Annotated in this window: 16 protein-coding genes and 1 pseudogene; 4 read left to right on the top strand and 13 right to left on the bottom strand. The window is 72.5% G+C overall.

The genetic code is table 11. From position 1 onward, the window contains the following. Positions 1–9 precede the first annotated feature (9 nt). From ACF1DX_RS21520 to ACF1DX_RS21505, 4 genes are all read right to left on the bottom strand, one after another. Positions 10–414: a GtrA family protein gene (locus ACF1DX_RS21520; protein ID WP_391792746.1), complete on the bottom strand. Its 405-nt coding sequence runs from the start codon at positions 412–414 to the stop codon at positions 10–12. Then, complete coding sequence (locus ACF1DX_RS21515) at positions 414–1,391, bottom strand: glycosyltransferase family 2 protein (RefSeq protein ID WP_391792745.1); 978 nt, start codon at positions 1,389–1,391, stop codon at positions 414–416. Before ACF1DX_RS21515 ends, ACF1DX_RS21520 begins: the two co-directional genes overlap by 1 nt. Positions 1,392–1,408: 17 nt before the next feature. Then, the gene (locus tag ACF1DX_RS21510; RefSeq protein ID WP_391792744.1) at positions 1,409–4,069 is read right to left on the bottom strand and encodes a YfhO family protein; all 2,661 of its coding nucleotides are present in this window, start codon (positions 4,067–4,069) and stop codon (positions 1,409–1,411) included. A 375-nt stretch (positions 4,070–4,444) separates the two neighbouring features. Then, entirely contained in the window at positions 4,445–6,928 is a 2,484-nt protein-coding gene (locus tag ACF1DX_RS21505; RefSeq protein ID WP_391792743.1) for an alpha-L-arabinofuranosidase C-terminal domain-containing protein, read from the bottom strand. 152 nt (positions 6,929–7,080) lie between these two features. Here ACF1DX_RS21505 and ACF1DX_RS21500 point away from each other — a divergent pair, with 152 nt between their 5' ends. Next, positions 7,081–7,521 carry a DUF6314 family protein gene (locus tag ACF1DX_RS21500; RefSeq protein WP_391792910.1) on the top strand — a complete coding sequence of 147 codons (441 nt, stop codon included), beginning with the start codon at positions 7,081–7,083 and terminating at the stop codon, positions 7,519–7,521. Here ACF1DX_RS21500 and ACF1DX_RS21495 read toward each other — a convergent pair. The 3 genes and pseudogenes from ACF1DX_RS21495 to ACF1DX_RS21485 all read right to left on the bottom strand — a co-directional run bounded on the left by ACF1DX_RS21495 (position 7,503) and on the right by ACF1DX_RS21485 (position 10,132). Then, positions 7,503–8,097: pseudogene (locus ACF1DX_RS21495) on the bottom strand (histidine phosphatase family protein). The gene ACF1DX_RS21500 and the pseudogene ACF1DX_RS21495 overlap by 19 nt on opposite strands. A 120-nt stretch (positions 8,098–8,217) precedes the next feature. Further along, positions 8,218–8,655, bottom strand: a complete 438-nt coding sequence (locus ACF1DX_RS21490) for a GNAT family N-acetyltransferase (protein WP_391792742.1) — start codon at positions 8,653–8,655, stop codon at positions 8,218–8,220. A gap of 40 nt (positions 8,656–8,695) precedes the next feature. After that, entirely contained in the window at positions 8,696–10,132 is a 1,437-nt protein-coding gene (locus ACF1DX_RS21485; RefSeq protein WP_391792741.1) for a PLP-dependent aminotransferase family protein, read from the bottom strand. Between ACF1DX_RS21485 and ACF1DX_RS21480 the strand changes: the two genes are divergently transcribed. Next, positions 10,131–11,048 carry a DMT family transporter gene (locus ACF1DX_RS21480; protein ID WP_391792740.1) on the top strand — a complete coding sequence of 306 codons (918 nt, stop codon included), beginning with the start codon at positions 10,131–10,133 and terminating at the stop codon, positions 11,046–11,048. The genes ACF1DX_RS21485 and ACF1DX_RS21480 overlap by 2 nt on opposite strands. A gap of 12 nt (positions 11,049–11,060) precedes the next feature. Continuing rightward, positions 11,061–11,258, top strand: coding sequence for a DUF1918 domain-containing protein (locus ACF1DX_RS21475; protein WP_085575587.1), 198 nt, complete (start codon positions 11,061–11,063; stop codon positions 11,256–11,258). A gap of 88 nt (positions 11,259–11,346) precedes the next feature. On the opposite strand, the gene ACF1DX_RS21470 is transcribed toward ACF1DX_RS21475, so the two are convergent. After that, positions 11,347–12,561 carry a glycoside hydrolase family 10 protein gene (locus ACF1DX_RS21470; RefSeq protein WP_391792909.1) on the bottom strand — a complete coding sequence of 405 codons (1,215 nt, stop codon included), beginning with the start codon at positions 12,559–12,561 and terminating at the stop codon, positions 11,347–11,349. A 189-nt stretch (positions 12,562–12,750) separates the two neighbouring features. Between ACF1DX_RS21470 and ACF1DX_RS21465 the strand changes: the two genes are divergently transcribed. Beyond that, positions 12,751–13,608 (top strand): 3-hydroxybutyryl-CoA dehydrogenase, encoded by an 858-nt coding sequence (locus ACF1DX_RS21465; RefSeq protein WP_391792739.1) that lies wholly within the window; start codon positions 12,751–12,753, stop codon positions 13,606–13,608. A gap of 49 nt (positions 13,609–13,657) precedes the next feature. Here the strand turns inward: ACF1DX_RS21465 and ACF1DX_RS21460 are convergent, their stop codons facing one another. The 5 genes from ACF1DX_RS21460 to pheS form a co-directional block, all read right to left on the bottom strand. Then, complete coding sequence (locus ACF1DX_RS21460) at positions 13,658–14,203, bottom strand: NUDIX hydrolase (protein ID WP_391792738.1); 546 nt, start codon at positions 14,201–14,203, stop codon at positions 13,658–13,660. Between the two features lie 145 nt (positions 14,204–14,348). Further along, a complete protein-coding gene (locus ACF1DX_RS21455; protein WP_391792737.1) occupies positions 14,349–15,689 on the bottom strand; it encodes a transcriptional regulator in 1,341 nt (446 codons plus the stop codon). 252 nt (positions 15,690–15,941) lie between these two features. Beyond that, positions 15,942–17,051 (bottom strand): PP2C family protein-serine/threonine phosphatase, encoded by a 1,110-nt coding sequence (locus ACF1DX_RS21450; RefSeq protein ID WP_391792736.1) that lies wholly within the window; start codon positions 17,049–17,051, stop codon positions 15,942–15,944. Positions 17,052–17,462: 411 nt separating this feature from the next. Further along, positions 17,463–19,976 carry a phenylalanine--tRNA ligase subunit beta gene (pheT, locus tag ACF1DX_RS21445; RefSeq protein WP_391792735.1) on the bottom strand — a complete coding sequence of 838 codons (2,514 nt, stop codon included), beginning with the start codon at positions 19,974–19,976 and terminating at the stop codon, positions 17,463–17,465. After that, positions 19,976–21,097 carry a phenylalanine--tRNA ligase subunit alpha gene (pheS, locus tag ACF1DX_RS21440; protein WP_391792734.1) on the bottom strand — a complete coding sequence of 374 codons (1,122 nt, stop codon included), beginning with the start codon at positions 21,095–21,097 and terminating at the stop codon, positions 19,976–19,978. Before pheS ends, pheT begins: the two co-directional genes overlap by 1 nt. Between the last annotated feature and the right edge of the window lie 58 nt (positions 21,098–21,155).

Below are 21,155 nucleotides of genomic sequence, written 5' to 3'. Positions count from 1 at the left end.
ACTGCAGGTTTATGCAATCCGTGTGGGCTCCGCCCTCGTCGGCGCGGCCTCCGCCGCCGGGAGCATGATCCACCGGGAGACCACGAAGGTCACCGGGATCGCGGCCAGCGAGGCGAGCAGCGGGGCGAAGCGGCTGCCGACGTGCAGCAGGTCGACGAGCACATAGACGCCCACGGTCGTGACCAGGAAGTTCGCGGCGTTGGTCAGCGGGAACATCAGGAATTTCCGCCAGGTGGGCCGCGTCCGGTAGGTGAACTTGGCGTTGAGGAAAAAGGATCCGGTCATGCTGAGCAGGGTCGCGATGACATGGGCGACGAGATAAGGGAAACGGGTCAGGAACAACAGGTAGGGGCCGTAATAGGTGGCCGTGTTCACGACGCCGATCATGGCGAAGACGATGACCTGCCTTCTCATCAGGGAATGAGGTCTTTCGTCGTGCCGCGCGGGGCGTGGTCGTCGGCACGTTCCGCATTGGTCGCCTGCACCAGGAAGTGCGGGCGCCGCTTGACCTCGTAGTAGATCCGGCCGGTGTACTCTCCGATCACCCCGAGCATGATCATCTGCACTCCGACGAGGGCGGTGACGACGGTGATGATCGTGACGTAGCCGGGGGTCTGCACCCCGTTGACGAGCGCGGCGCCCACGATCCACGCGGTGTAGAGCCCGGCGCACAGCAGCAGGCCCATACCCAGGTAGAGGGCGGCGCGCAGGGGCCTGTTGTTGAAGGAGAGCAGGCCGTCGAGGCCGTAGTTGAGCAGCCTGCGCAGTGTCCAGGAGCTGCGGCCGTGCTCGCGTACGGCGTTCTCGTACTCGAAGGTGGTGCTGGGGAATCCGACCCAGGCGAACAGGCCCTTGGAGAAGCGGTTGTACTCGGTGAGGTTCAGGACCGCGTCCACCACGCGCCGGGACAGCAGCCGGAAGTCGCCGACGCCGTCCACGAGTTCGACGTCGACGAGCCGGTTGACGAGCCGGTAGTACAGGCGGGCGGTGAGGGTACGGGTGACCCGGTCGCCGCTCCTGGTGCGCCGGGCGATGACCTGGTCGTAACCCTGCGCACGCAGGTCGACCATGCGTGTGATCAGTTCCGGCGGGTGCTGGAGGTCTGCGTCCATGACGATCGAGGAGTCCCCCTTGGCGTGGCGCAGGCCGGCGAGCAGGGCGGCCTCCTTGCCGAAGTTGCGGCTGAAGGAGACGTACCGCACGCGCGGATCGCGGTCGGCCAGTTGCTGCAGGACGGCGAGAGTGCGGTCGTGGCTGCCGTCGTCGACGTACACGAACTCCATGTCGTGGCCGAGCGGCAGGAGTTCGTCGGCGACCTTCTGGACCTCGTCGTGGAACCGTTCGAGGACGTCTTCCTCGTTGTAGCAGGGCGCGACGATCGATATGAGCATGGCTCTCCCCCTGGACGTCAGGTGGCGCGGGTCAGGCGCTCGTGCGGTGGTGTGGTCATCGGCGGTGCCGTGGTGCGCCGCCGGCGGACGGCGGTGAGGGTGCCGAGCAGGATCAGCGCCAGGAGCGAGGCGCCCCCGACGGCCCCGCCCAGCCGCAGACCGGGCGGGTGGAAGGTGCAGGTGACACTGGTCGCGGAACCGTCGAGGGGGACGGCGATCAGACCGTAGTACTCCTTGGCGGGTACGGCGGGGGCGTCTCCCGCGGCACAGCGCCACCCGGCGATCCGGGGAGCCGCGAGCACGGCGGTCCCGGTGCTGCCGGCGGGGAGTTCGGCCCGTACGGTGCCGTCGGAGACGCTCACCTCGGTGGCGCCGGTGGAGCGGAGCCGGTCGGCGGCGGTGCGCAGCCGGGCTCTGTCCAGGCAGCCGACCGCGCCGTCCGGGACGACACCGGTGCGGTTCGGGGACAGCTCGATCCGCAGGTGCCCGGAGGCCGGGACGGTGCCGAGCGGCTCCATGGCGGCGATCTTGGTGCCGGGGTCGGACCGGAACCGCCCGGTCGAGCCGTCGGCCCCGGTCAGCCGGGCGGTGCCCGAGAAGTGCGGCGCCCACAGGTACACCTCGCTGCCGGCCGGGCACCGGGCGGTGATCGTCGGCCTGCCCCCGGCGGTCCCGGCGGGCGGGACACCGATCTTCAGGCCCGACCGCACACCGGTGCTGCGGTGCGGCTGCTTCCCGGAAGCGGTGCGCACGGTGAGGCGGGGCACGGTGTGGACGCGGGTGCCCAGCAGCAGTTCCTGGTTGCGGTACGGCGACGGCCCGAACGCGGAGACGTCCGTGCGCCCGTGAGCGGGCCCGTCGGACGGCCGGACCGTGACCAGGGGCGGCACGGCCCGCCGGGACACGCTCACCCCTCTGCCGTCCTGCGGGAACCAGTTCTGGTGCGGGTCCGGCGGAGAGTGCACGCGCGCGCCGACGGAGAAGATCACGTCCGTGACGGCGTTGTCCAGGCTCTGGAGGTTGCGGCCCCGGGAGGTGTAGCCGCCGCCGAGGGCGACGAGGGTGCGGCTGAGGACGTCGGAGGTCAGGCTGCTGTAGTACTGGGCGCCCTGACCGCCGACCAGCAGCGGGTCGTTGCCGACGGTCTGCTCACGGCCGGGGTCGGTGCGGTGGCGGGGCCAGCCGTCGGCGGCGGCGATCGCCTCCGCCTGTGTCCGCTGCCGGGCTCCCCAGGGCGCGTAGTCGTCGAGCCGGTCCAGCCGCATGCGCTCGGCCGCGGCGGCGGTGGCGGTGGTCTCACCGAGCTGCCCGCCGAGGAGCAGCACCACGGCGAGGCCCGCCGGCACCGCACGCCACCGGCCGCCGCCGGGCGGCTCGCCCACGGCGAAGGCCCTGCGGCCCGCGTCCACGTGGCCGAGCAGGGCCAGCCCGCCCAGCTCGGCCACGGCGGCGAGCAGCAGCACCGGCCAGGTGAAGGAGCGCACCAGGTCGCTCCGGCTCGCGACGGCGACGATCAGCGCGAGCAGCGCGCCCGCGGCGCCCAGCGCCCGTCCACCGGGCGGGCCGTAGGAGAGCGTGTGCCAGGCGGCGATCACGATCAGCGCGCACAGCACGAAGGTCTGGCGGTACGGGCTGCCCTGCGGCGTGGCGAAGGCATGCCACAGCAGGTGGGTGGGGCCCCATTGCAACGACAGCGCCACCGCGAGCACGAGCAGCGTCCACCCGGTGCGCACCCGTCGGGGAGCGGCCCGGTGGAAGGGCAGGGCGAGGGCGAGCACCAGCGCCGTGAGGCCCGTGTAGACGGCCGGTGTGCCGAAGCTGTACGTCGTCGGCAGCAGGCGGGCCAGCAGGTCCTCCGTCGGGACCGGCGCGAACTGCCGGACCCGGCCCGGGTAGGCGTGCTTGGTGCCTAAGTAGATCACCGTGATCAGCGGTGCGGCCAGGCCGACTCCGAGGGCGGCGGTGACGCCCGCCCGGCCGGCCGCCGCGAGCCGCCGCCGGCGCGGCAGGCCGGAGAGCCACAGCCGGAGCAGCAGGACCAGACCGGCGGCGAGGGTGGCCATGTAGGCGGTGTAGAAGTTGGCGATCCAGGCGAACGCCACGACGAGCACCCCGAGCAGTCGCCGCTGTCCGGTCAGCGTCCATTCGCCGACCAGGCACAGCAGCGGCAGAGCGAGCAGGCCGTCGAGCCACATCGGGTTGTACGAGGAGTCCGCCACGGTCCAGCCGCACAGGGCGTACGCCGCGCCCAGCAGACCCGCCGCCCACCAGCGGCCCGGGCGCAGCCGCAGCAGCAGCCAGGCCATCGCGGCGCCCGCACAGGCCACCTTCAGCAGGGTGATCACGTACACGGCGAGGTCGATCTCGTCGCGCGGGAAGAGCGCCACGAGCAGGGCGAAGGGGCTGCTGAGGTAGGTACCGAGATCGGGCAGGAAGCTCGCGCCGAACCCGGACTGCCAGTTGATGAGGAGACCGCCGTCGGCCCGGCCGTGCAGCAGGTCCCACAGATGGGCGTGGAACGGCACGTACTGGTTGCCCAGGTCGTTGACGCTCCGGGTGTGTGGGCCGAAGGGGTAGCTGCGGGCGACGGCGTCGGCGGCGCAGAGCACCGTGACGGTGAGGGCGGCCGCGAGCAGGGCGGCACGGGCCTTCGGCTCCGGAGCGGGTACCGGTGTCACACCCCTGCCCCTGTCCGCAGAGACAGCTGGGGCAGCGTCGAGCTTTCCATTTTCAGCAGGCTCCCGGGAAATTCGGGACACATGGCGCCCCGTCCGTCTGTTCGCTGCCTTAGACGGAAGAAGTTTCCGGTTGGTTGTGCCGTACCGAAAAAATGAGGAAGCGAATTCCGAATGGCTCGACAGGCCTTTTCACGGTGAGACGTTACGCAATTCGGAATAAGAAATGTCGAGTGAATGACCGGAAGATTAACGGACCTTGCGGGCGGGCGCGGGGAACTGCGCGCTCAGCCCGGGACGGCCTGCGCACGGCGAGCGACAGATGACGAACGGTGCGGGCCGCTGCCCCTCGGACAGCGGCCCGCTCGACTCTTGCGCCTACCTCTGCTTGATCCGCAGGAAGGTGACGGAGTTCGCCGGGAAGGTGTACGTGAACTCGCTGTCGACGTCCCTGAAGGTGGACGTCACCGGGGTGACCGGGGCGTCCGTCTCGGTGTTCACCGCGTCCGCGTCGGCGGCCAGGGTGGTCACGCGGGCCGTGGAGGAGACCCTCGCGCCGCCGAGGTCGATCGCGGTGCGGGCCTCGGACGGCCGGGCGTTGACGACCTTGACGATCAGGTCGCCGGTGCGGGCGTCCTCGGTGATCACCTGGCGGAACGGCTCGGCCGGCTTGTCGTCGGTGAAGCGGCCCCACTCCTGGCCGTCGAGGTAGAGGATCACCTGGCGGCCCCGCACCTTGACGTCGATGTCGTAGGCGCGGCCCGTCTCGATCGACCCGGCCTTGGAGATCAGTGTCGACTTGCCGCCGTCCGAGGCCTGCTCGACGGCGGACTGGGTGTTGTTCCAGCCGCCGAGGTTCCACCAGTAGTAGTTGCCGGTGTCCTTGACGCCGAAGGCGACGAGGAAGCCCTCCTTGCCTGCCTTCTTGGTGGCCTTCACATGGAGATCGTAGTCCTGCCAGGCCGGGTCCCCTGCCGTGACCAGGGTGTTCTCGGCGGCCTCGTCGGTCTGCACGTACTGCCCGTCCTGGACGCTCCAGCTTCCGCCCCCTCGCTGCGTCCACCGCGAGGCGTCACCGGAGAAGTCGTCGGTCAGCAGCGTCGTGCCGTCGGCGGCGGTCACCTTCACGTCGTCGTACGCCGCGCTCGTCGCCCACGTCGACAGGCCGACCGCTCCGGTGATGGGGCCGCTGACGTCCGGGGTGGTACTCGCCTCCGACGGGACCACGCGGTCGCCGACGTTGGTCATGAACAGCTTCTGGACCTCGTAGTTCGCCGAGCCCCAGGAGGCGTGGTTGTTGAACCAGATCATGTCCGGCGACCACTGGACGTAGTCCTCGTTGGCGAGCAGCGGCGCGTACGAGGCCAGCTCGACGATGTCGGCGTTGCGTTCCAGGCCGGTCATGAAGGCGGCTTCGGCGAGGCCGTTCTTCCAGGCGTTGCCCTGGGAGGCGTACTCGCCGAGGAAGACCTTCGGGCCGTTCCTGTCGTAGGAGTCGTAGCGGTCGTTGTTCTGGAGGAACCACTGCGGGCTGTTGTAGTAGTGCTCGTCGACCATGTCGACCCCGCCCTCGCGGCTCAGCTGCCAGGCGGTGTCGAAGGTGGTGCCGGAGTCGTCGGGGCCGGAGTTGGAGACGACGGTGATGTCCGGGTGCTCCGCCTCGATGGCGGCCCGGAACCGCTGGAAGCGGGCGAAGAACTCGCGCGGCAGGTTCTCCTCGTTGCCGACGGCGATGTGGGTGAGGCCGAAGGGCTTGCGGTGGCCCATCCCGGCGCGGACCTTGCCCCAGGTGGAGTCGGCCGGGCCGTTGGCGAACTCGATCAGGTCGAGGGTGTCCTGGATGTGCCGCTTCAGCAGTGCCTCGTCGTCGGTGGCCTTGTTCTGGCCGCAGCCGGTGACCAGCGCGGGGACGACGGGCAGCGGCATGGCGCCGATGTCCTCGGCGAAGCGGAAGTACTCGTAGTAGCCGAGGCCGTAACTCTGGTTGTAGCCCCAGAAGTTGGCGTTGGTGGCGCGCTCCTCGACCGGGCCGACGGTGTCCTTCCACTGGTAGGAGCGCTTGCGCTGCCAACCGGAGGCCTCGCTGTAGTCCTCCATGGAGCCGGTGTTGACCAGGCAGCCGCCGGGGAAGCGGACGAAGCCCGGTTCCAGGGCGGCGATCTTCTCGGCGAGGTCCTCGCGCAGCCCGTTGGGCTGGTTCTTGTACGTCTCGCGCGGGAACAGCGACACCATGTCGAGGGCCGCCGCGTCCGTGGTGGCGACGGCGAGCCGGCCGCGATTGCTGGTACGGGACGCCTTGAAGGTGGTCTCGTACTTGGCCCAGCCGCCCTCGACGGCCACCTTGCGGGCCTTCGCGAGCTCACCGGCGGCGTCCTTCAGCGTGACGGTGAGGGTGGTGGCGCCCTCGGCGCGGGCCCACACCGAGAAGTCGTACCGCTCACCCTCCTCGACCCGGATGCCGGTGTTGTAGCCGGAGTTCGTGACCGACGAACCGGCGGCCAGGGAGAGGTGGTTGCGGTTGCGCTCGTTGAGCCTGCCGGAGTCGTTCACCACCTCGGCCGTGCCGCCCACCGACCAGGAGGTCAGGGGGGTGTAGGAGCCGTTGTCGGCGGTGGAGTACTCGAAGGACCGGTTCTGCACGAGTTCGGCGTACAGACCGCCGTCGGCGGCCCGGTTGATGTCCTCGAAGAAGACGCCGTACATCGTGTCGTCGATCTCCGCGCCCTCGGCGCCCGGGTCGACGGTGATCGTGTAGTCGGTGGTGTCCTCGGCGTGCGCGGGGGCCGGGACGAGGGCGGCGGCCGTCAGGAGGGCGGTGGCGGTGAGCCCGAGGCGGGCGCGGTGGCGTGCTGTGCGTGACATGGACACTCGGCGGCTCTCTCTAGGAGTGAGTGACTCTAGGAGGTGTTCGATATATCGACCAATGGTCAGCACTTCGAACGGCAAGATAGGGAGGAGACAGGAGCACGTCAATGGGGCGTGCGACGACGGACACCACGCGGGAACGAGGCGGGATGGGTGAGTTCTGGCCAGTGCCCGACACACTGGGTTATCTGAGCGGCCGCTGGCGGGCGGAACGGACCGTGCGGGACCTGGCGAGCGGCGAGGAGGGGCGTTTCGAGGGAGCGGTCGTTTTCGGCCCGCTGGAGGGCGGCGGCCTGCTGCAGAGCGAGTCCGGCGACTTCACCTGGCGGGGCGTCACCCGGCCCGCCGAGCGGACCCTGCGCTTCCTGCCCGGACCGGGCGGCACGGCGGACGTACGGTTCGCGGACGGGCGCCCCTTCCACGGCCTGGACCTCACCGCGGGACGGTACGTCGCCGACCACCCCTGCTCGGCCGACCTCTACCGGGGCGAGTTCACCGTCCGGGACGCCGACCACTGGCGGACGGTCTGGCGGGTGCGCGGCCCCGCCAAGGACCTGGAGCTCACCACCGGCTACGCGCGCGTGGGCTGAGCGGACACCCCTTCGAGGCGCAGGTTCCAGCGGCCCGCCCGGCCGGCGACACCGATCGCCGACAGCGAGCGGACGTCGATGTTCCAGTACGTGGCGGGCGGGGCCTTGAGCACGTACACCAGAGCCGCGCGGATCACCGACGGCTCGGCCACCGCGACGACCCGGCAGCCGTCCTCGACCGGCCGGGTGTCGAGCCAGCCGCCGACCCGGCCGATGAAGTCGAGCAGTGACTCACCCCCGTGCGGGGTGGACCGCGGGTCGGCGAGCCAGGCGTCCACGGCCCCCCGGTTCCCGGGCCATCGCCTCCCCCAGGGTCAGTCCCCGCCAGCGACCCATGTCGCAGTCGCGCAGGGCGAGTTGCACCAGTGGCGCGTATCCGAGGCCCTCCCCGGTGGCGCGGCTGCGCGGGGCCGGGGAGCAGTAGCGCAGATCGGCCGCGGCGAGCGGCAGCAGTTCGTGCGCGGCCCGTTGCACCTCGCTCCAGCCGGCCTGGTCCAGCGGCCGGTCGTCCTCGAAACGTTCGGCGAGCACCGAGGAGCTCCCCGCGGCGGCGACGAACGTGACCCGAAGTGCCATGCGGGGATCGTGGGACGCCGGAGTGCGCGGGTCAAGAGGTGTCACGGAGACGTCACTCAAGGTGCATCCGGGTTTACCGGCCGGTAGGGACGCATCGGACAAATACCCCGGAGCGCGCCGTCATTCCTGGACGAGCGCCATCCAGTGGTCGGGCCGCTCCAGCGGCCGGAAACCGAACTTCGCGTAGACCCCGTGCGCGTCGTGCGTGGCCAGCATGATCCTCTTCACCCCACAGGGCCGCAGTTCCTCCCGCACGGCCGCCACCAGGGCCGTACCGACGCCCTTGCCGCGCACCGACGGGTCCACGTACACGTCGCACAGCCAGGCGAAGGTCGCCCGGTCGGTGACGACCCGGGCGTACGCCACCTGCTCCCCCGTGAGCGTGTCGTGGACGCCGAAGTTGAGCGAGCCCTCGATCGCCCGGTCCTGCTTCTCACGGGAGCGGCCCAGCGCCCAGTAGGCGTCGGTGGACAGCCACCGGTGCACGCGTTCGGCGTCGATGCGGGCGGGGTCGGTGGAGATCTCGTAGCCCTCGGGCAGGCGCGGGGAGTCGGTCATGACCGGATGCTCGCAGGTCGCGCGGGGCGGCGTCGAACGCTTATCCCAGCACCTCGTCCCAGGCGGCGCGCAGCCGCCGTACGCCCTCGGTGATCTCCCCGGTGCCGGCCACCGCCGCGAAGCTCAGCCGGAGGTGGCCGGCCGGGGGCTCGGCGCTGAAGTAGGGACGGCCGGGGGTGACGGCGACGCCCGCGCGCAGGGCGGCGGCGGTCAGGGCGGATTCGGACGTGCCGTCGGGCAGCCGCGGCCACAGGTGGTAGCCGCCGGACGGGATGTGCGGCAGGGCGAGTCCGGGCAGGTGGAGGCGGAGCGCGGCGGTCATCGCGTCCCGGCGGGCCCGCAACGCCACCGAGATCGCGCGCAGATGGCGCGGCCAGGCGGGCGAGCCGACGAGTTCCAGCGTGGCCTCCTGGAGCGGCCGGGGCACGAAGAAGGTGTCGACGACCTGGATGGCCCGCAGCCGTTCCAGGACCGGACCGTGCGCGGCGAGCGCGCTCACCCGGAAGCTGGGTGAGGTCGCCTTGGTCAGCGAGCAGACGTGCACCACCACCCCGTCGGGGTCGTCGGCGGCCAGCGGGCGCGGCAGCGGGCCCGCGTCCTCGTGCACCAGCCGCCGTACGAAGTCGTCCTCGACCACGAAGGCGCCCGCCTCGCGGGCGATGCGCAGCACCTCGCCGCGCCGCTCGGGGGCGAGCACGGCGCCGGTGGGGTTCTGGAAGAGCGGCTGGCAGACGAAGACGCGGGCGCCGGTCGCCCGGAACGCGTCCGCGAGCAGTGCGGGCCGTACGCCGTCCGCGTCCACCGGGACGGGCACCGGGCGCAGTCCGGCGGCGCGGGCGATGGCGAGCATGCCGGGGTAGGTGGGCGACTCGACGAGGACGGGGGCGCCCGGCGGGGCGAGTGCGCGCAGGGCGGTGGTCAGCGCGGACTGTCCGCCCGCGGTGACCAGCACGCCCGCCGCCGTGACCGGTCCGCCGATGCTGCGCGCGAACCACTCGCGCAGTTCGGGCAGCCCCTCCATGGGCGGCCGTCCCCAGGCGCCCGGCCGGCGTCCGGCGCGGGACAGTGCCGCCGCCATGGCCCGCTCGGGCTGGAGGGAGGGGTGCAGATAGCCGCCGTTGAACTCGATCACCCCGGGCGGCGGGGCGGCCAGCGAGACCAGTACCCCGGAGGCGTCCACCGAGCGCGGTACGAGGTCGGGGGCGCCGTCGGCGCTGAGGGTGACCTCCTGCCAGGAGGTGTCCCCGGCGGGCGCGGCCGCCTCCCGGGGCCGCGCCCGGAAGGCGCCGGCGCCGGGCCGGGTGACCACCAGACCCTCGGCGGCGAGCTGTGCCAGCGCCCGGGAGACGGTCACCGGACTCACCCGGAACCGCTCCACCAGGGCCCGGCTGGAGGGGAGCTTTCCACCGGGAGAGTAGCGGTCCAGCTCCCTTCGCAACCGTTCCGCCAGTTCATCGACGCTGCTACGCTCATGCATGAGAGCACAGAGTAGCGCTACCGCCGCATCACCGATAGCAGTCACCGCTCCCCGCGACCGCCGCGGCTTGGGCACCCTCCAGGCCGCCCTCGGCGTGATCGCCTTCTCCCTCACCTTCCCGGCCACCGCCTGGGGTCTCGAAGGGTTCGGGCCCTGGTCGCTGGTGGCCGTGCGCAGTGTGCTCGCGACGCTCATCGCCGGCGGCTGTCTGCTCGCGCTGCGCGTGCCGCCGCCGGACCGGAAGCACTGGCCCGGACTCGCGGTGGTCGGCGCGGGGGTGGTGCTCGGCTTCCCGATGCTGACCACCCTCGCCCTGCAGACCTCGACCACCGCGCACGCGGCCGTCGTGGTCGGCCTGCTCCCGCTGACCACGGCGCTGCTGTCCGCCCTGCGCGTCGGCTCCCGCCCCTCGCGCACCTTCTGGACGGCGGCCCTCGCGGGCGCGGCGGCGGTGCTGGCGTTCACCGTGCAGCAGAGCGGCGGCGCGCTGACCACGGCCGACCTGTACCTCTTCGCGGCGCTGCTGGTGTGCGCGGCCGGCTACACCGAGGGCGGCAGGCTGGCCCGGGTGATGCCGGGCTGGCAGGTGATCGGCTGGGCGCTGGTCCTGTGCCTGCCGCTCACCCTGCCCGTCGCCGCGGTCGCGCTGAGCGTCGAACCGGTGGAGCCGACCGCGCGCAGTGTGACCGGACTGCTGTGGGTGGCCGCCGGTTCGCAGTTCCTCGGGCTGATCGTCTGGTACCGGGGCATGGCGGCCATCGGCATCCCCAAGGCCAGCCAGTTGCAGCTGGCCCAGCCGCTGCTCACACTGGTGTGGTCGGTGCTGCTGCTGAACGAGCAGCTGACGGTGGCCGCCCCGCTGACGGCCGCGGCTGTGCTCGTGTGCATCGCCGTCACCCAGCGGGCACGCGGTTGAGAGGAGGCCCCGATGCGCGCAACCGAGGGTGACCAGCTTGTCCAGCACGGCAGGGTGGTCGGCCAGCACGACAAGGTCGGAGAGATCGTCGAAGTGATGGGCCAGGAAGGGAACCCGCCCTACCGCGTCCGCTTCCAGGACGGACACGAGGGCGTGTGCTCACCCGGCCCCGACACCGAGATCCGGCACAGGGCGACGCGACAGCGGTAGGAGGCGTCGTCGCCGGGCGGGGGCGCCGGGGGAGTGCGTGCCGGGCCCGCCCGGCCCGGCGGGATCCCGACGACACCCCTCCCCCGGATCAGCGCGGGGGTGCGGCCGGCCGCCGGTAGTGGTCGGCGACCACCCGCGCCATCGCCCCGACCGGGTCGGCCGTCACCTCGCGGGCGGCGAAGAAGACGTGTCCGCGCACCTCGGGGTGCTCGGCGGCCAGCGTGAGGTGGCGGGAGAGTTCGGCCGGGTCCCGCCAGGCCGCGGGCTGGGCCGGGTCGCCCGCCTTGTAGAGGGCCTCCCCCACGTACAACCGGGTCCCGGAGCCCCGGACGACCTCGGCCCACCAGGGCAGCAGCTCGGCGTAGTCGGCGGCGGCGAAGCCGATGTTCCAGTAGAGCTGGGGGCAGATGTAGTCGATCCAGTTCTCCCGGGCCCACCGGCGGGTGTCGGCGTGCAGGTCGTCGTACGTCTGCACGCCCGCGTGCGTGGCGGAGCCCCGCTCGTCCACGTCGGCGTTGCGCCACACCCCGAAGGGGCTGATGCCGAAGCGGGTGCCGGGGCGGATCTCCTTGATCCCGGCGGCCGTCTCCCGCACCAGCCGGTCGACGTTGTCCCGCCGCCAGGCCGCCCGGTCCGGGAAGCCGCCGCCGTGGGTGTCGTAGGCGAGGTCGTCGTCGAAGGTCTGCCCGGCCACCGGATACGGGTAGAAGTAGTCGTCGAAGTGGACCGCGTCGACGGGATAGCGGCGCACCGCGTCGAGCATCGCCTCCCGCACGAAGGCGCGGACCTCGGGCAGGCCCGGGTTGTAGTAGAGCTTGCCGCCGTACGGGACGGTCCAGCCGGGGTTTTGGCGGGCGGGGTGGGAGGCGGTGAGCCGGGTGGGGTCGGCGTGCAGGGCCACCCGGTACGGGTTGAACCAGGCGTGCAGTTCCAGACCGCGGGCGTGGGCCTCCGCGACGGCCGTGCCGAGCGGGTCCCAGCCGGGATGGGTGCCCTGGGTGCCGGTGAGGTACCGCGACCACGGCTCGTGCGGCGAGGGCCACAGCGCGTCGGCGGTGGGCCGTACCTGGAAGATCACGGTGTTGAGGCGGTCGCGGACGGCCGCGTCGAGGTGGTCGAGCAGTTCGGCGCGCTGCCGTGCGGCGCTCAGCCCCGGCCGGGAGGGCCAGTCCCGGTTGGTGACGGTGGCCACCCACATGCCCCGCATCTCACCGGCCGCCGCCCCCGGCACCGTGCGCCGCCGCGGCGCGGCGGACGCCCGCGGCACCGTCGCCAGCGCGGCCAGCGCCGCCGTCGCGAACATCCTGCGTGACACCCGCCCCATCGCGCCCTCCCCTGGAACACCGGCGCCCCCTGGCCGGATGCGGTCCCGCGCTCAGGATGCCCCACCCCCGCGATCGATCATCGATACTTCGGAGTAACGTGCACGGACGGAGCAGGACCCGGGACCCGGCGACCTGCCACGGCCATAAGCAGGAGCGAAAGGACCGATGTGACCGACATCGAACGCGTCGGAGTGGTGGGCTGCGGTCAGATGGGTGCGGGGATCGCCGAGGTGTGCGCCCGGGCCGGACTGGACGTCAAGGTCGCCGAGACCACCGGCGAGGCCCTGGAGATCGGCCGCACCCGGCTGTTCAACTCCCTGTCGAAGGCGGCCGAGCGCGGCAAGATCTCCGCGGAGGAGCTGGAGTCCACGCAGGCCCGGCTGAGCTTCACCACGGACCTCGGCGAATTCGCCGACCGTGATCTGGTGATCGAGGCCGTGGTCGAGAACGAGCAGGTCAAGACCGAGATCTTCCAGGTCCTCGATCAGGTGGTGACCCGGCCGGACGCGATCCTGGCCTCCAACACCTCCTCCATCCCGCTGGTGAGGCTGGCGGTCGCCACCTCGCGGCCCGACCACGTCATCGGCATCCACTTCTTCAACCCGGCCCCGGTGCAGAAGCTCGTCGAGCTGATCCCGGCGCTCACCACCTCCGAGGGCACGCTGAGCCGCGCCCAGGTCTTCGCCGAGAAGGCGCTGGGCAAGCACGCGATCCGCGCCCAGGACCGCTCCGGTTTCGTGGTGAACGCGCTGCTGATCCCGTATCTGCTCTCCGCGATCCGGATGTTCGAGTCGGGCATCGCCAGCCGTGAGGACATCGACAACGGCATGGAGATGGGCTGCGCCCACCCGATGGGCCCGCTGAAGCTGTCCGACCTGATCGGCCTGGACACGGTGGCCTCGGTGGCGTACTCGATGTACGAGGAGTACAAGGAGCCCCTGTACGCCGCTCCCCCGCTGCTCCAGCGCATGGTCGACGCGGGCCGGCTGGGCCGGAAGTCGGGGTCGGGCTTCTACACGTACTGAGTGTCCCCCTGAGGGCCCGGCATCCCGCGGTGCCGGGCCCTCGGCGTTCTCAGGGCCTGCCGTCCTGGCCGAGCCTGAGGTGGTGCAGCAGGAGTAACGCCGCCGCCATGCCGGCGGCCGGGACCTCGCCGGCGGCGACCAGGTCGGGGACCACTTTCAGGGGCACCCACTCCCGGCGGTCCGACTCGAAGTCGTCCACGGGGTGCCCGACGTACTCGCCCTCGCCGGACCAGTAGACGTGGTGCCGGGCGTCGGTGAGGCCGTTGGAGGGTTCCACGGTCATCAGGTGGTGCAGCGGTCCCGGCCGCCAGCCGGTCTCCTCCTCCAGTTCCCGCGCGGCGGCCCCGGCGATGTCCTCGCCGTCCTCGACCACTCCGGCCGCGAGTTCCCATCCCCAGCTGTCGGTGATGAAGCGGTGGCGCCACAGCAGGAGGACCTCGTCGGCCTCGTTGACCACCGTGGCCACGGCGACGGGCCGCAGCCGGATGAGGAAGTGGTCGAGATGCCGGCCGTCCGGCAGCTCGACATCCGCGAGATTGACGCTGAACCAGCGATTTGAGTACACAGCCTGTTCGTTTCGCTTCACCCACTGCACGGTTCTGCCACCTTCCGACGGGTAGGGGGCAATATCGCAGCAGCGGCGGCCCGGCAGGCAGGCGCACGGGAGGCAGCCCAGGGCGCAGCGGCGGGCGCGGCGGAGGCGCGCGGCCGGGCACGGGGGGCCTTGGACCGCGCCCGTGCTACAGCGGTACGCGCAACGCCCCGTCGATGAGTTCGGCCGCCTCGGCGGTGCCCGCGCAGCCGCTGCGGACGAGGTGCTCGCGCACCTCGCGCAGTCTGTCCCGCAGCCGCTGCGACTCCATTCCCCGGGCCTGCTCGGCCATCCGCACCGCGACGGCCACCGCCTTGTCGGCGTTGCCCTGGCGCAGTTCGATGGTGCTCAGCATGGCCAGCCGGTGCACCCGGCCCCGGTCGTGCGCGGGGTTGTCCACGGCCGCCGCCGCGTGCTCCCCGGCCGCCGCCAGCTCGCCGAGGCTGAGCAGCGCTTCCGCCACCTGGACGTTGACCAGGCCGGGCTGGACGTAGCCGGTCTCGTCGGGTTCGGTTCCGCGCCGGATCCGCTCGGCGGCCCGCTCGGCCCGCCGGATGCGGGACAGCGCGCTGCCGCCGTCGCCGAGGTGCGCGTACGCCTTGGCCTGCATCGCGTACAGGTCGGAGGCGAGGGCCGGGGTGATGTCGGTGCCGGCGGCGCGCAGCGCGGCCTCCGCGAAGGCGACGGCCTGCCGGTACTCCCGCAGGTACAGCGACTGGTTGACGAGCAGCGCGATCGCGTAGGCGCCGAGCCCCCGGTCCCCGCTGGCCTTCGCCAGGCGCAGCGCCTGGTGGAAGTAGCGCTGGGCGAGGCCGTGCGCGTCGGAGTCGTACGCGCAGATGCCGGCGACCGCCACCAGGCCGCCGGTGGCGCGGTGCAGTTGGCGGCCGGTGGCGTCGGTGTAGCGGCCGCGCAGCAGCGGGGCGGCCTCGGTGTTGAGGAAGCCGACGATCCGGGCGCGGGTCGCGACGCCGCCCGCCTTGCGGTACATCTGCTCGTAGTGGGTGCGGGCGGCGCGCAGCGTGTCGAGGTCGCCGGGGGTGACCCGGTGCCGGCCGCCGCGGGAGACGTCCATGTCCTCGGGCGGGTTCTCCCACTCCCATACGGGCATGACGGCGGGCGTGCCGGTGACGGCGGGGGCGCCGAGTATGTGCGGGCGCCGCTGCTGGTCGGAGCGCCACAGCGCGGTGGCCCGCTCGACGAACCCGGAGAGCGAGCCGGTGTGCGGGACGGACGGCTCGCCGGGCACGCCGAGGCCGATGTCGTCGAGGGTGACCTGGCGGTGCAGCCGGGCGGCGAGCACCTCGCAGATCAGGTCGGGCACCTGTCCCCGGGGCCGCTGTCCCTTCAGCCAGCGCGCCACGGCGGTGTGTTCGTAGCGGAGCGACAGGCCGCGCGCCCGTCCGGCCTGGTTGACGTGGGCGGCCAGGCCCGCGTGCGAGATCCCGGCCTCGTCGAGGATCGCGTCGAGCAGAGAATTGGGCTGCATTCAGGGCCCCCCGGTGGCTCGGTGCCGGACAGAGTAGTGGCCGCGCGTTCACACGGGGTGTGAAGGGAGTGCTCGAATCCGCAGTGTGCGCGCGCTGTCGCCGAACGTGTCCGGCCGGTTGACTGAGATGCCTCGAAAGAGGCCGGCCGGGCCGTCGGCTCCCCCTCGTACAGTGCGACGGCCCGTTCCACGCCGTCCGTCCTGCTGCCTGCCCGACACTCCGTGGCGGGACGGACGGCGTGGTGCCGCCGGTCACGCCGGGGACCGGAGGTGACCCGTCGGGTGCGGGTGCGCGGTGGCCGGCCGCACTGCGGCGCGCACCCCGGTGGGGGTGCCCCCCGTCTGCCGCTCGTTCCTCAGGATCAGCAGGGCCACGTCGTCCTTCGGCGGGCCGACGGTGTGCCGCAGCAGTGCCGTGAGGACCGTGCGCAGTACGGACCGGGGTGTGAGCGGGTGCTCGCGCGCGGCCTCGGTGAGGACGTCCCGCAGCGGGAAGAACCGGCCCTCGGCGTCCCGTGCCTCCTCGGCTCCGTCCGTGTACAGGACGAGCGCGTCGCCGGGCAGCAGGGGCCCGCAGGGCACGACGGGGAGTTCGGACGGCAGCGGGAACGGGCCGAGCGGCGGGAGCGGATCGGTGCGGGCGAGCGGTTCGGCCCGTGCGCCGGTCAGCAGATACGGCCAGGGGTGGCCGCAGTTCAGGGCCCGTACGCCCCCGTCCGGGAGGATCTCCAGCAGCAGGACGGTGACGAACTCCTCGCCGGGCGGGCCGTCCTGGGCGGCGTCCGCCGGGTCGTGCCCGCCGCGGGCCCGCTCCCGCAGGTGCCGGTCCATCGCCCGCTCCAGCCGGCGCAGCACACCGGCGAGTTCGGCCTCGTCGTGGGCGGCCTCGCGGAAGCTGCCGAGGACGGCGGCGACGGTCGTCACGGCTCCGAGCCCGTGACCGCGGACGTCACCGATGACGGCCCGTACGCCGTGCTCGGTGGCGACCACCTCGTACAGGTCGCCGCCGATCCGGGCTCCGGGGTCGGCGGAGAGGTGGACCGCGGCGGCGGCCAGGCCGTCGACCCGCGGGGGCGGCGGCCGCAGCAGCGCGCTCTGCGCGGCCTCCGCGGCCCGGCGGGCCAGCCGCAGCTCGCGCAGCAGCCGGCGCCGGACGTGCATCACCAGGCCGGTGACGATCGCGCACATCACGGCGCTGCTGACGAGGCGCGCGCCGAGGGCTTCGTCGTAGGCGAGCGGGCAGGTCAGCCGGTAGGCGACCGCGGTGGCGCCCAGGGCGGTGGGCACCGCGAAGGTGGGTACCCGTGAGGACAGGAACCGGGGTGGCACCCTGCGGGGAGCCCCAGGCTTGAAACGGATCATGCCGATGGCCCCCCATATAGGCCCGGACAGCGCAGACCGGCCTCGAGAGGCCGGTCTGATTCTGTCGACCGTGTGGCCTGATCCGGACGTATCGGCCCGAATAGTCACCCGAACGAGTGAGGTGACCGGTGGGATGAGGGGAACGGGGGGCGTGGGAGGCGTGCTGTGCGCCTCCCACGCCCCCCGTTTCCGGTGGTTATCGGCCTCGTGGGCCGGTCTCCGTGCGGTTGTCCTCGCGGGCGGCTGGGGACTTTTGTGTTTTCGCCCCCGCCGCCCCTTCCCTCCCCCACTCTCGGCTTCGCTCGAGCGGGGGACCCCCATCGTCCCTGGGGCTGCGCCCCAGACCCCTTGCCCTCAAACGCCGGACGGGCTGGGAGTGGCGGACGGGTCGGGAGTGGCGGGCGGGCTGGGTCAGCCCCTCAGGACCGCTCCGGTGCGGTCGCCCGCCAGGGCGACCGCCGATTCCCGGGCCGCCGAGGCCTCGTCGACGGTCAGGGTGCGGTCGGTCGCGCGGAAGCGGAGTGCGTAGGCCAGGGACTTGCGGCCCTCACCGAGCTGCTCGGCGTTCTCGTACACGTCGAACAGGCGGATGGACTCCAGCAGTTCACCGGCGCCCTCGCGCAGTGCCGCCTCGACGTCCGAGGCGGGCACGAACGCGTCGACGACCAGCGCGACGTCCTGCGTGGCGACCGGGAAGGTGGAGATGCCCGGCGCCTGCGGGATGCCGTCGCCGACCTGCTCCAGGGCGTCCAGGTCCAGCTCCATCGCGCAGCCGCGCGCGGGCAGGCCCAGGGTCTTCAGGACGCGCGGGTGCAGCTCACCGGCGTGGCCGATGACGCGCTCAGCGCCGTCGACGGTGACGGTCAGCTCGGCGCAGCGGCCCGGGTGCCACGGCCCGTACTGGCCCTTACGGACGCCCAGTTCGGCGCCGGCCTCGCGGGCGACGGTCCGGGCGGCCTCCACCGCGTCGGCCCAGTCGGCCGCGCGGCCCTTGCCCCACCAGCCGGCCTGCTCGCGGGCGCCGGCCAGCACGACGGCGACGTGCCGCGGCTGGTCGGGCAGCGCGGCGTCCAGCGCGGCGATGTCGGCCTCGCTGGGGCGGCGGTCGACGGGCAGGTTCGCGGCGACCCGCTGCTCCTCGCGCGGCCGGAAGACCAGGCCGGTCTCGAACAGCGCGAGGTCGTGCGAGCCCCGGCCGTCGTTGCGGCGCAGCGCGCCGAGCAGGCCCGGCAGCAGCGAGGTGCGCAGCGCGGGCTCCTCGTCGTTGAGCGGGTTGACCAGCTTGACGACGCGGCGGGCCGGGTCGTCGGCCTCCAGGCCGAGCTGGTCGAAGACCTGCTCGCTGACGAACGGGTAGTTCAGCGCCTCGACGTAACCGGCCCCGGCCAGGGCGCGGCCGATCCGGCGGTGCAGGCGCTGGCGGGCGGTCAGGCCTCGGCCGGCCGGCGGCCTGGGCAGCGTGGAGGGCAGGTTCTCGTAGCCCTCCAGCCGGATGACCTCCTCGGCCAGGTCGTTGGCGTCGGTGAGGTCGGGCCGCCAGGACGGCACGGTGACGATGAGCTCGTCCTGGCCGTACACGTCGCAGCCGACCTCCTGGAGGCGGCGTACGACGGTCTCCCGGCCGTACGTCACCCCCGCGACCTTGTCCGGGTGGTCGGCGGGGACGGTGATGGTGTGCGGCGCGGTCGGGGCGATGACCTCGGTGACGCCCGCCTCGGCGGTACCGCCCGCGAGCAGCACCAGCAGGTCGACGGTGCGCTGCGCGGCGGCGGCGGCGGCCTGCGGGTCGACGCCGCGCTCGAAGCGGCGGGACGCCTCGGAGGACAGCTTGTGCCGACGGGCGGTGCGCGCGATGGACACCTGGTCGAAGTGGGCCGCCTCGATCACCACGTCGCCGGTCGACTTCTCGAGGTCGTCGTGGTCGGCGATCTCCGTGTCGGCGCCGCCCATGACGCCCGCGAGGCCGATCGGGCCGCGGTCGTCGGTGATGACGAGGTCCTCGGCGTGCAGCTTCCGCTCGACGCCGTCGAGGGTGACGATCTTCTCGCCCTCCTCGGCCCGGCGCACGCCGATGGTGCCCTGGACCAGGGAGCGGTCGTAGGCGTGCAGCGGCTGGCCGAGCTCCATCATCACGTAGTTGGTGACGTCGACGGCGAGCGAGATCGGACGCATGCCGACCTTCTGGAGCCGGCGCTTCAGCCAGATCGGGGAGCGCGCCTCGGGGCTGAGCCCGGTCACCGTGCGGGCGGTGAAGCGGTCGCAGCCGGCCGGGTCGGAGACCTGCACCGGGTAGCCGAAGGCGTTCGGCCCGGGCACGTCGAGCAGCGCCGGGTCGCGCAGCGGCAGGCCGTAGGCGATGGCGGTCTCGCGGGCGACGCCGCGGATGGACAGGCAGTCGCCGCGGTTGGCGGTGACGGCGATGTCCAGGACCTCGTCGACCAGTTCGAGGAGCTCGATGGCGTCCTTGCCGACCTCGGTCTCGGGCGGCAGCACGATGATGCCGTGGGTGCCGTCGTCGCCCATGCCCAGCTCGTCGGCGGAGCAGATCATGCCGTGGGACGTCTTGCCGTAGGTCTTGCGGGCGCTGATCGAGAAGCCGCCGGGCAGGGTGGCGCCGGGGAGGACCACGACGACCTTGTCGCCGACGGCGAAGTTGCGGGCGCCGCAGACGATCTCCTGCGGCTCACCGGTGCCGTTGGCCTGGCCCACGTCGACCGTGCAGAAGCGGATCGGCTTCTTGAAGCCCTCCAGCTCCTCGATGGTCAGCACCTGGCCGACGACGAGGGGGCCCTTGAGGTCGGCGCCGAGGTGCTCGACGGTCTCGACCTCGAGACCGGCCGAAATGAGCTTGGCCTGTACGTCACGGCCGGTCTCCGTCGCCGGCAGGTCGACGTACTCCCGCAGCCAAGAAAGCGGGATCCGCATCAGATCTCCATCCCGAACGGCCGGGTGAACCGGACGTCACCCTCGACCATGTCTCGCATGTCCTCGACGTTGTGGCGGAACATCAGCATCCGCTCGATGCCGAACCCGAAGGCGAAGCCGCTGTACTTCTCCGGGTCGACGCCGCAGGCGGTGAGCACCCGCGGGTTGACCATGCCGCAGCCGCCCAGCTCGATCCAGCCTTCGCTGGAGCAGGTGCGGCAGGGGCGGTCGGGGTTGCCGACGGACGCGCCCTTGCAGACGTAGCAGAGCATGTCCATCTCGGCGCTCGGCTCGGTGAAGGGGAAGAAGTTCGGCCGCAGCCGGGTCTTCATCTCCGCGCCGAACAGCGACTGGACCATGTGGTCCAGGGTGCCCTTGAGGTCCGCCATGGTCAGGCCCTCGTCCACGGCGAGCAGCTCGACCTGGTGGAAGACGGGGGTGTGCGTGGCGTCCAGCTCGTCGGTGCGGTACACCCGGCCGGGGCAGATCACGTAGACCGGCAGCTCGCGGTCGAGCAGGGAGCGGATCTGCACGGGCGAGGTGTGGGTGCGCAGCACGACACCGGACTCGGTGCCGCCCTCGGGGCCCTGCACGAAGAAGGTGTCGGCCTCGCCGCGGGCCGGGTGGTCCGGGCCGATGTTGAGGGCGTCGAAGTTGAACCACTCGGCCTCGACCTGGGGGCCCTCGGCGACCTCGTAGCCCATGGCCACGAAGATGTCCTCGATGCGCTCCGAGAGCGTGGTGAGCGGGTGGCGGGCGCCGGCCGGGACGCGGTCGTGGGGCAGCGTGACGTCCACGGCCTCCTCGACCAGGACGCGCGCGTCGCGCTCGGCCTCGAGTTCGGCCTGACGGGCGGCGAGGCCCTTGTTCACGGCACCGCGCGCCTGGCCGACGCGCTTGCCGGCGTCGGCCTTGGCGTGCGGCGGCAGGGCGCCGATCTCGCGGTTGGCCAGCGACAGCGGGGAGGTGCCGCCGGTGTGGGCGACCTTGGCCTCCTGGAGCGCGTCGAGGGAGTCCGCGGCGGCGAAGGCGGCGAGCGCCTCGTCCCGCATGCGCTCGATCTCTTCCGGTTTCAACGCCTCGACCTCGACAGGGTCGTACGACTTATTCGGTGCCGACATCTCTTCCCGTACTTCCGATTGGCTGGCTGATGGTCCCCGTACCGACTCGGGACGGTGC

It is taken from the genome of Streptomyces sp. NPDC014676 (assembly GCF_043084105.1).
In the GTDB taxonomy this organism is placed as follows: Bacteria; Actinomycetota; Actinomycetes; order Streptomycetales; family Streptomycetaceae; genus Streptomyces.
This window is presented reverse-complemented; position numbering and strand designations above follow the sequence as displayed.

Bases quoted from the DNA above. Each gene is read 5' to 3' on its own strand.
- ACF1DX_RS21520 (WP_391792746.1), bottom strand. From the start codon at position 414: ATGAGAAGGCAGGTCATCGTCTTCGCCATGATCGGCGTCGTGAACACG.
- ACF1DX_RS21515 (WP_391792745.1), bottom strand. From the start codon at position 1,391: ATGCTCATATCGATCGTCGCGCCCTGCTACAACGAGGAAGACGTCCTC.
- ACF1DX_RS21505 (WP_391792743.1), bottom strand. From the start codon at position 6,928: ATGTCACGCACAGCACGCCACCGCGCCCGCCTCGGGCTCACCGCCACC.
- ACF1DX_RS21500 (WP_391792910.1), top strand. From the start codon at position 7,081: ATGGGTGAGTTCTGGCCAGTGCCCGACACACTGGGTTATCTGAGCGGC.
- ACF1DX_RS21490 (WP_391792742.1), bottom strand. From the start codon at position 8,655: ATGACCGACTCCCCGCGCCTGCCCGAGGGCTACGAGATCTCCACCGAC.
- ACF1DX_RS21480 (WP_391792740.1), top strand. From the start codon at position 10,131: ATGAGAGCACAGAGTAGCGCTACCGCCGCATCACCGATAGCAGTCACC.
- ACF1DX_RS21485 (WP_391792741.1), bottom strand. From the start codon at position 10,132: ATGCATGAGCGTAGCAGCGTCGATGAACTGGCGGAACGGTTGCGAAGG.
- ACF1DX_RS21475 (WP_085575587.1), top strand. From the start codon at position 11,061: ATGCGCGCAACCGAGGGTGACCAGCTTGTCCAGCACGGCAGGGTGGTC.
- ACF1DX_RS21470 (WP_391792909.1), bottom strand. From the start codon at position 12,561: ATGTTCGCGACGGCGGCGCTGGCCGCGCTGGCGACGGTGCCGCGGGCG.
- ACF1DX_RS21455 (WP_391792737.1), bottom strand. From the start codon at position 15,689: ATGCAGCCCAATTCTCTGCTCGACGCGATCCTCGACGAGGCCGGGATC.
- ACF1DX_RS21450 (WP_391792736.1), bottom strand. From the start codon at position 17,051: ATGATCCGTTTCAAGCCTGGGGCTCCCCGCAGGGTGCCACCCCGGTTC.
- pheT (WP_391792735.1), bottom strand. From the start codon at position 19,976: ATGCGGATCCCGCTTTCTTGGCTGCGGGAGTACGTCGACCTGCCGGCG.
- pheS (WP_391792734.1), bottom strand. From the start codon at position 21,097: ATGTCGGCACCGAATAAGTCGTACGACCCTGTCGAGGTCGAGGCGTTG.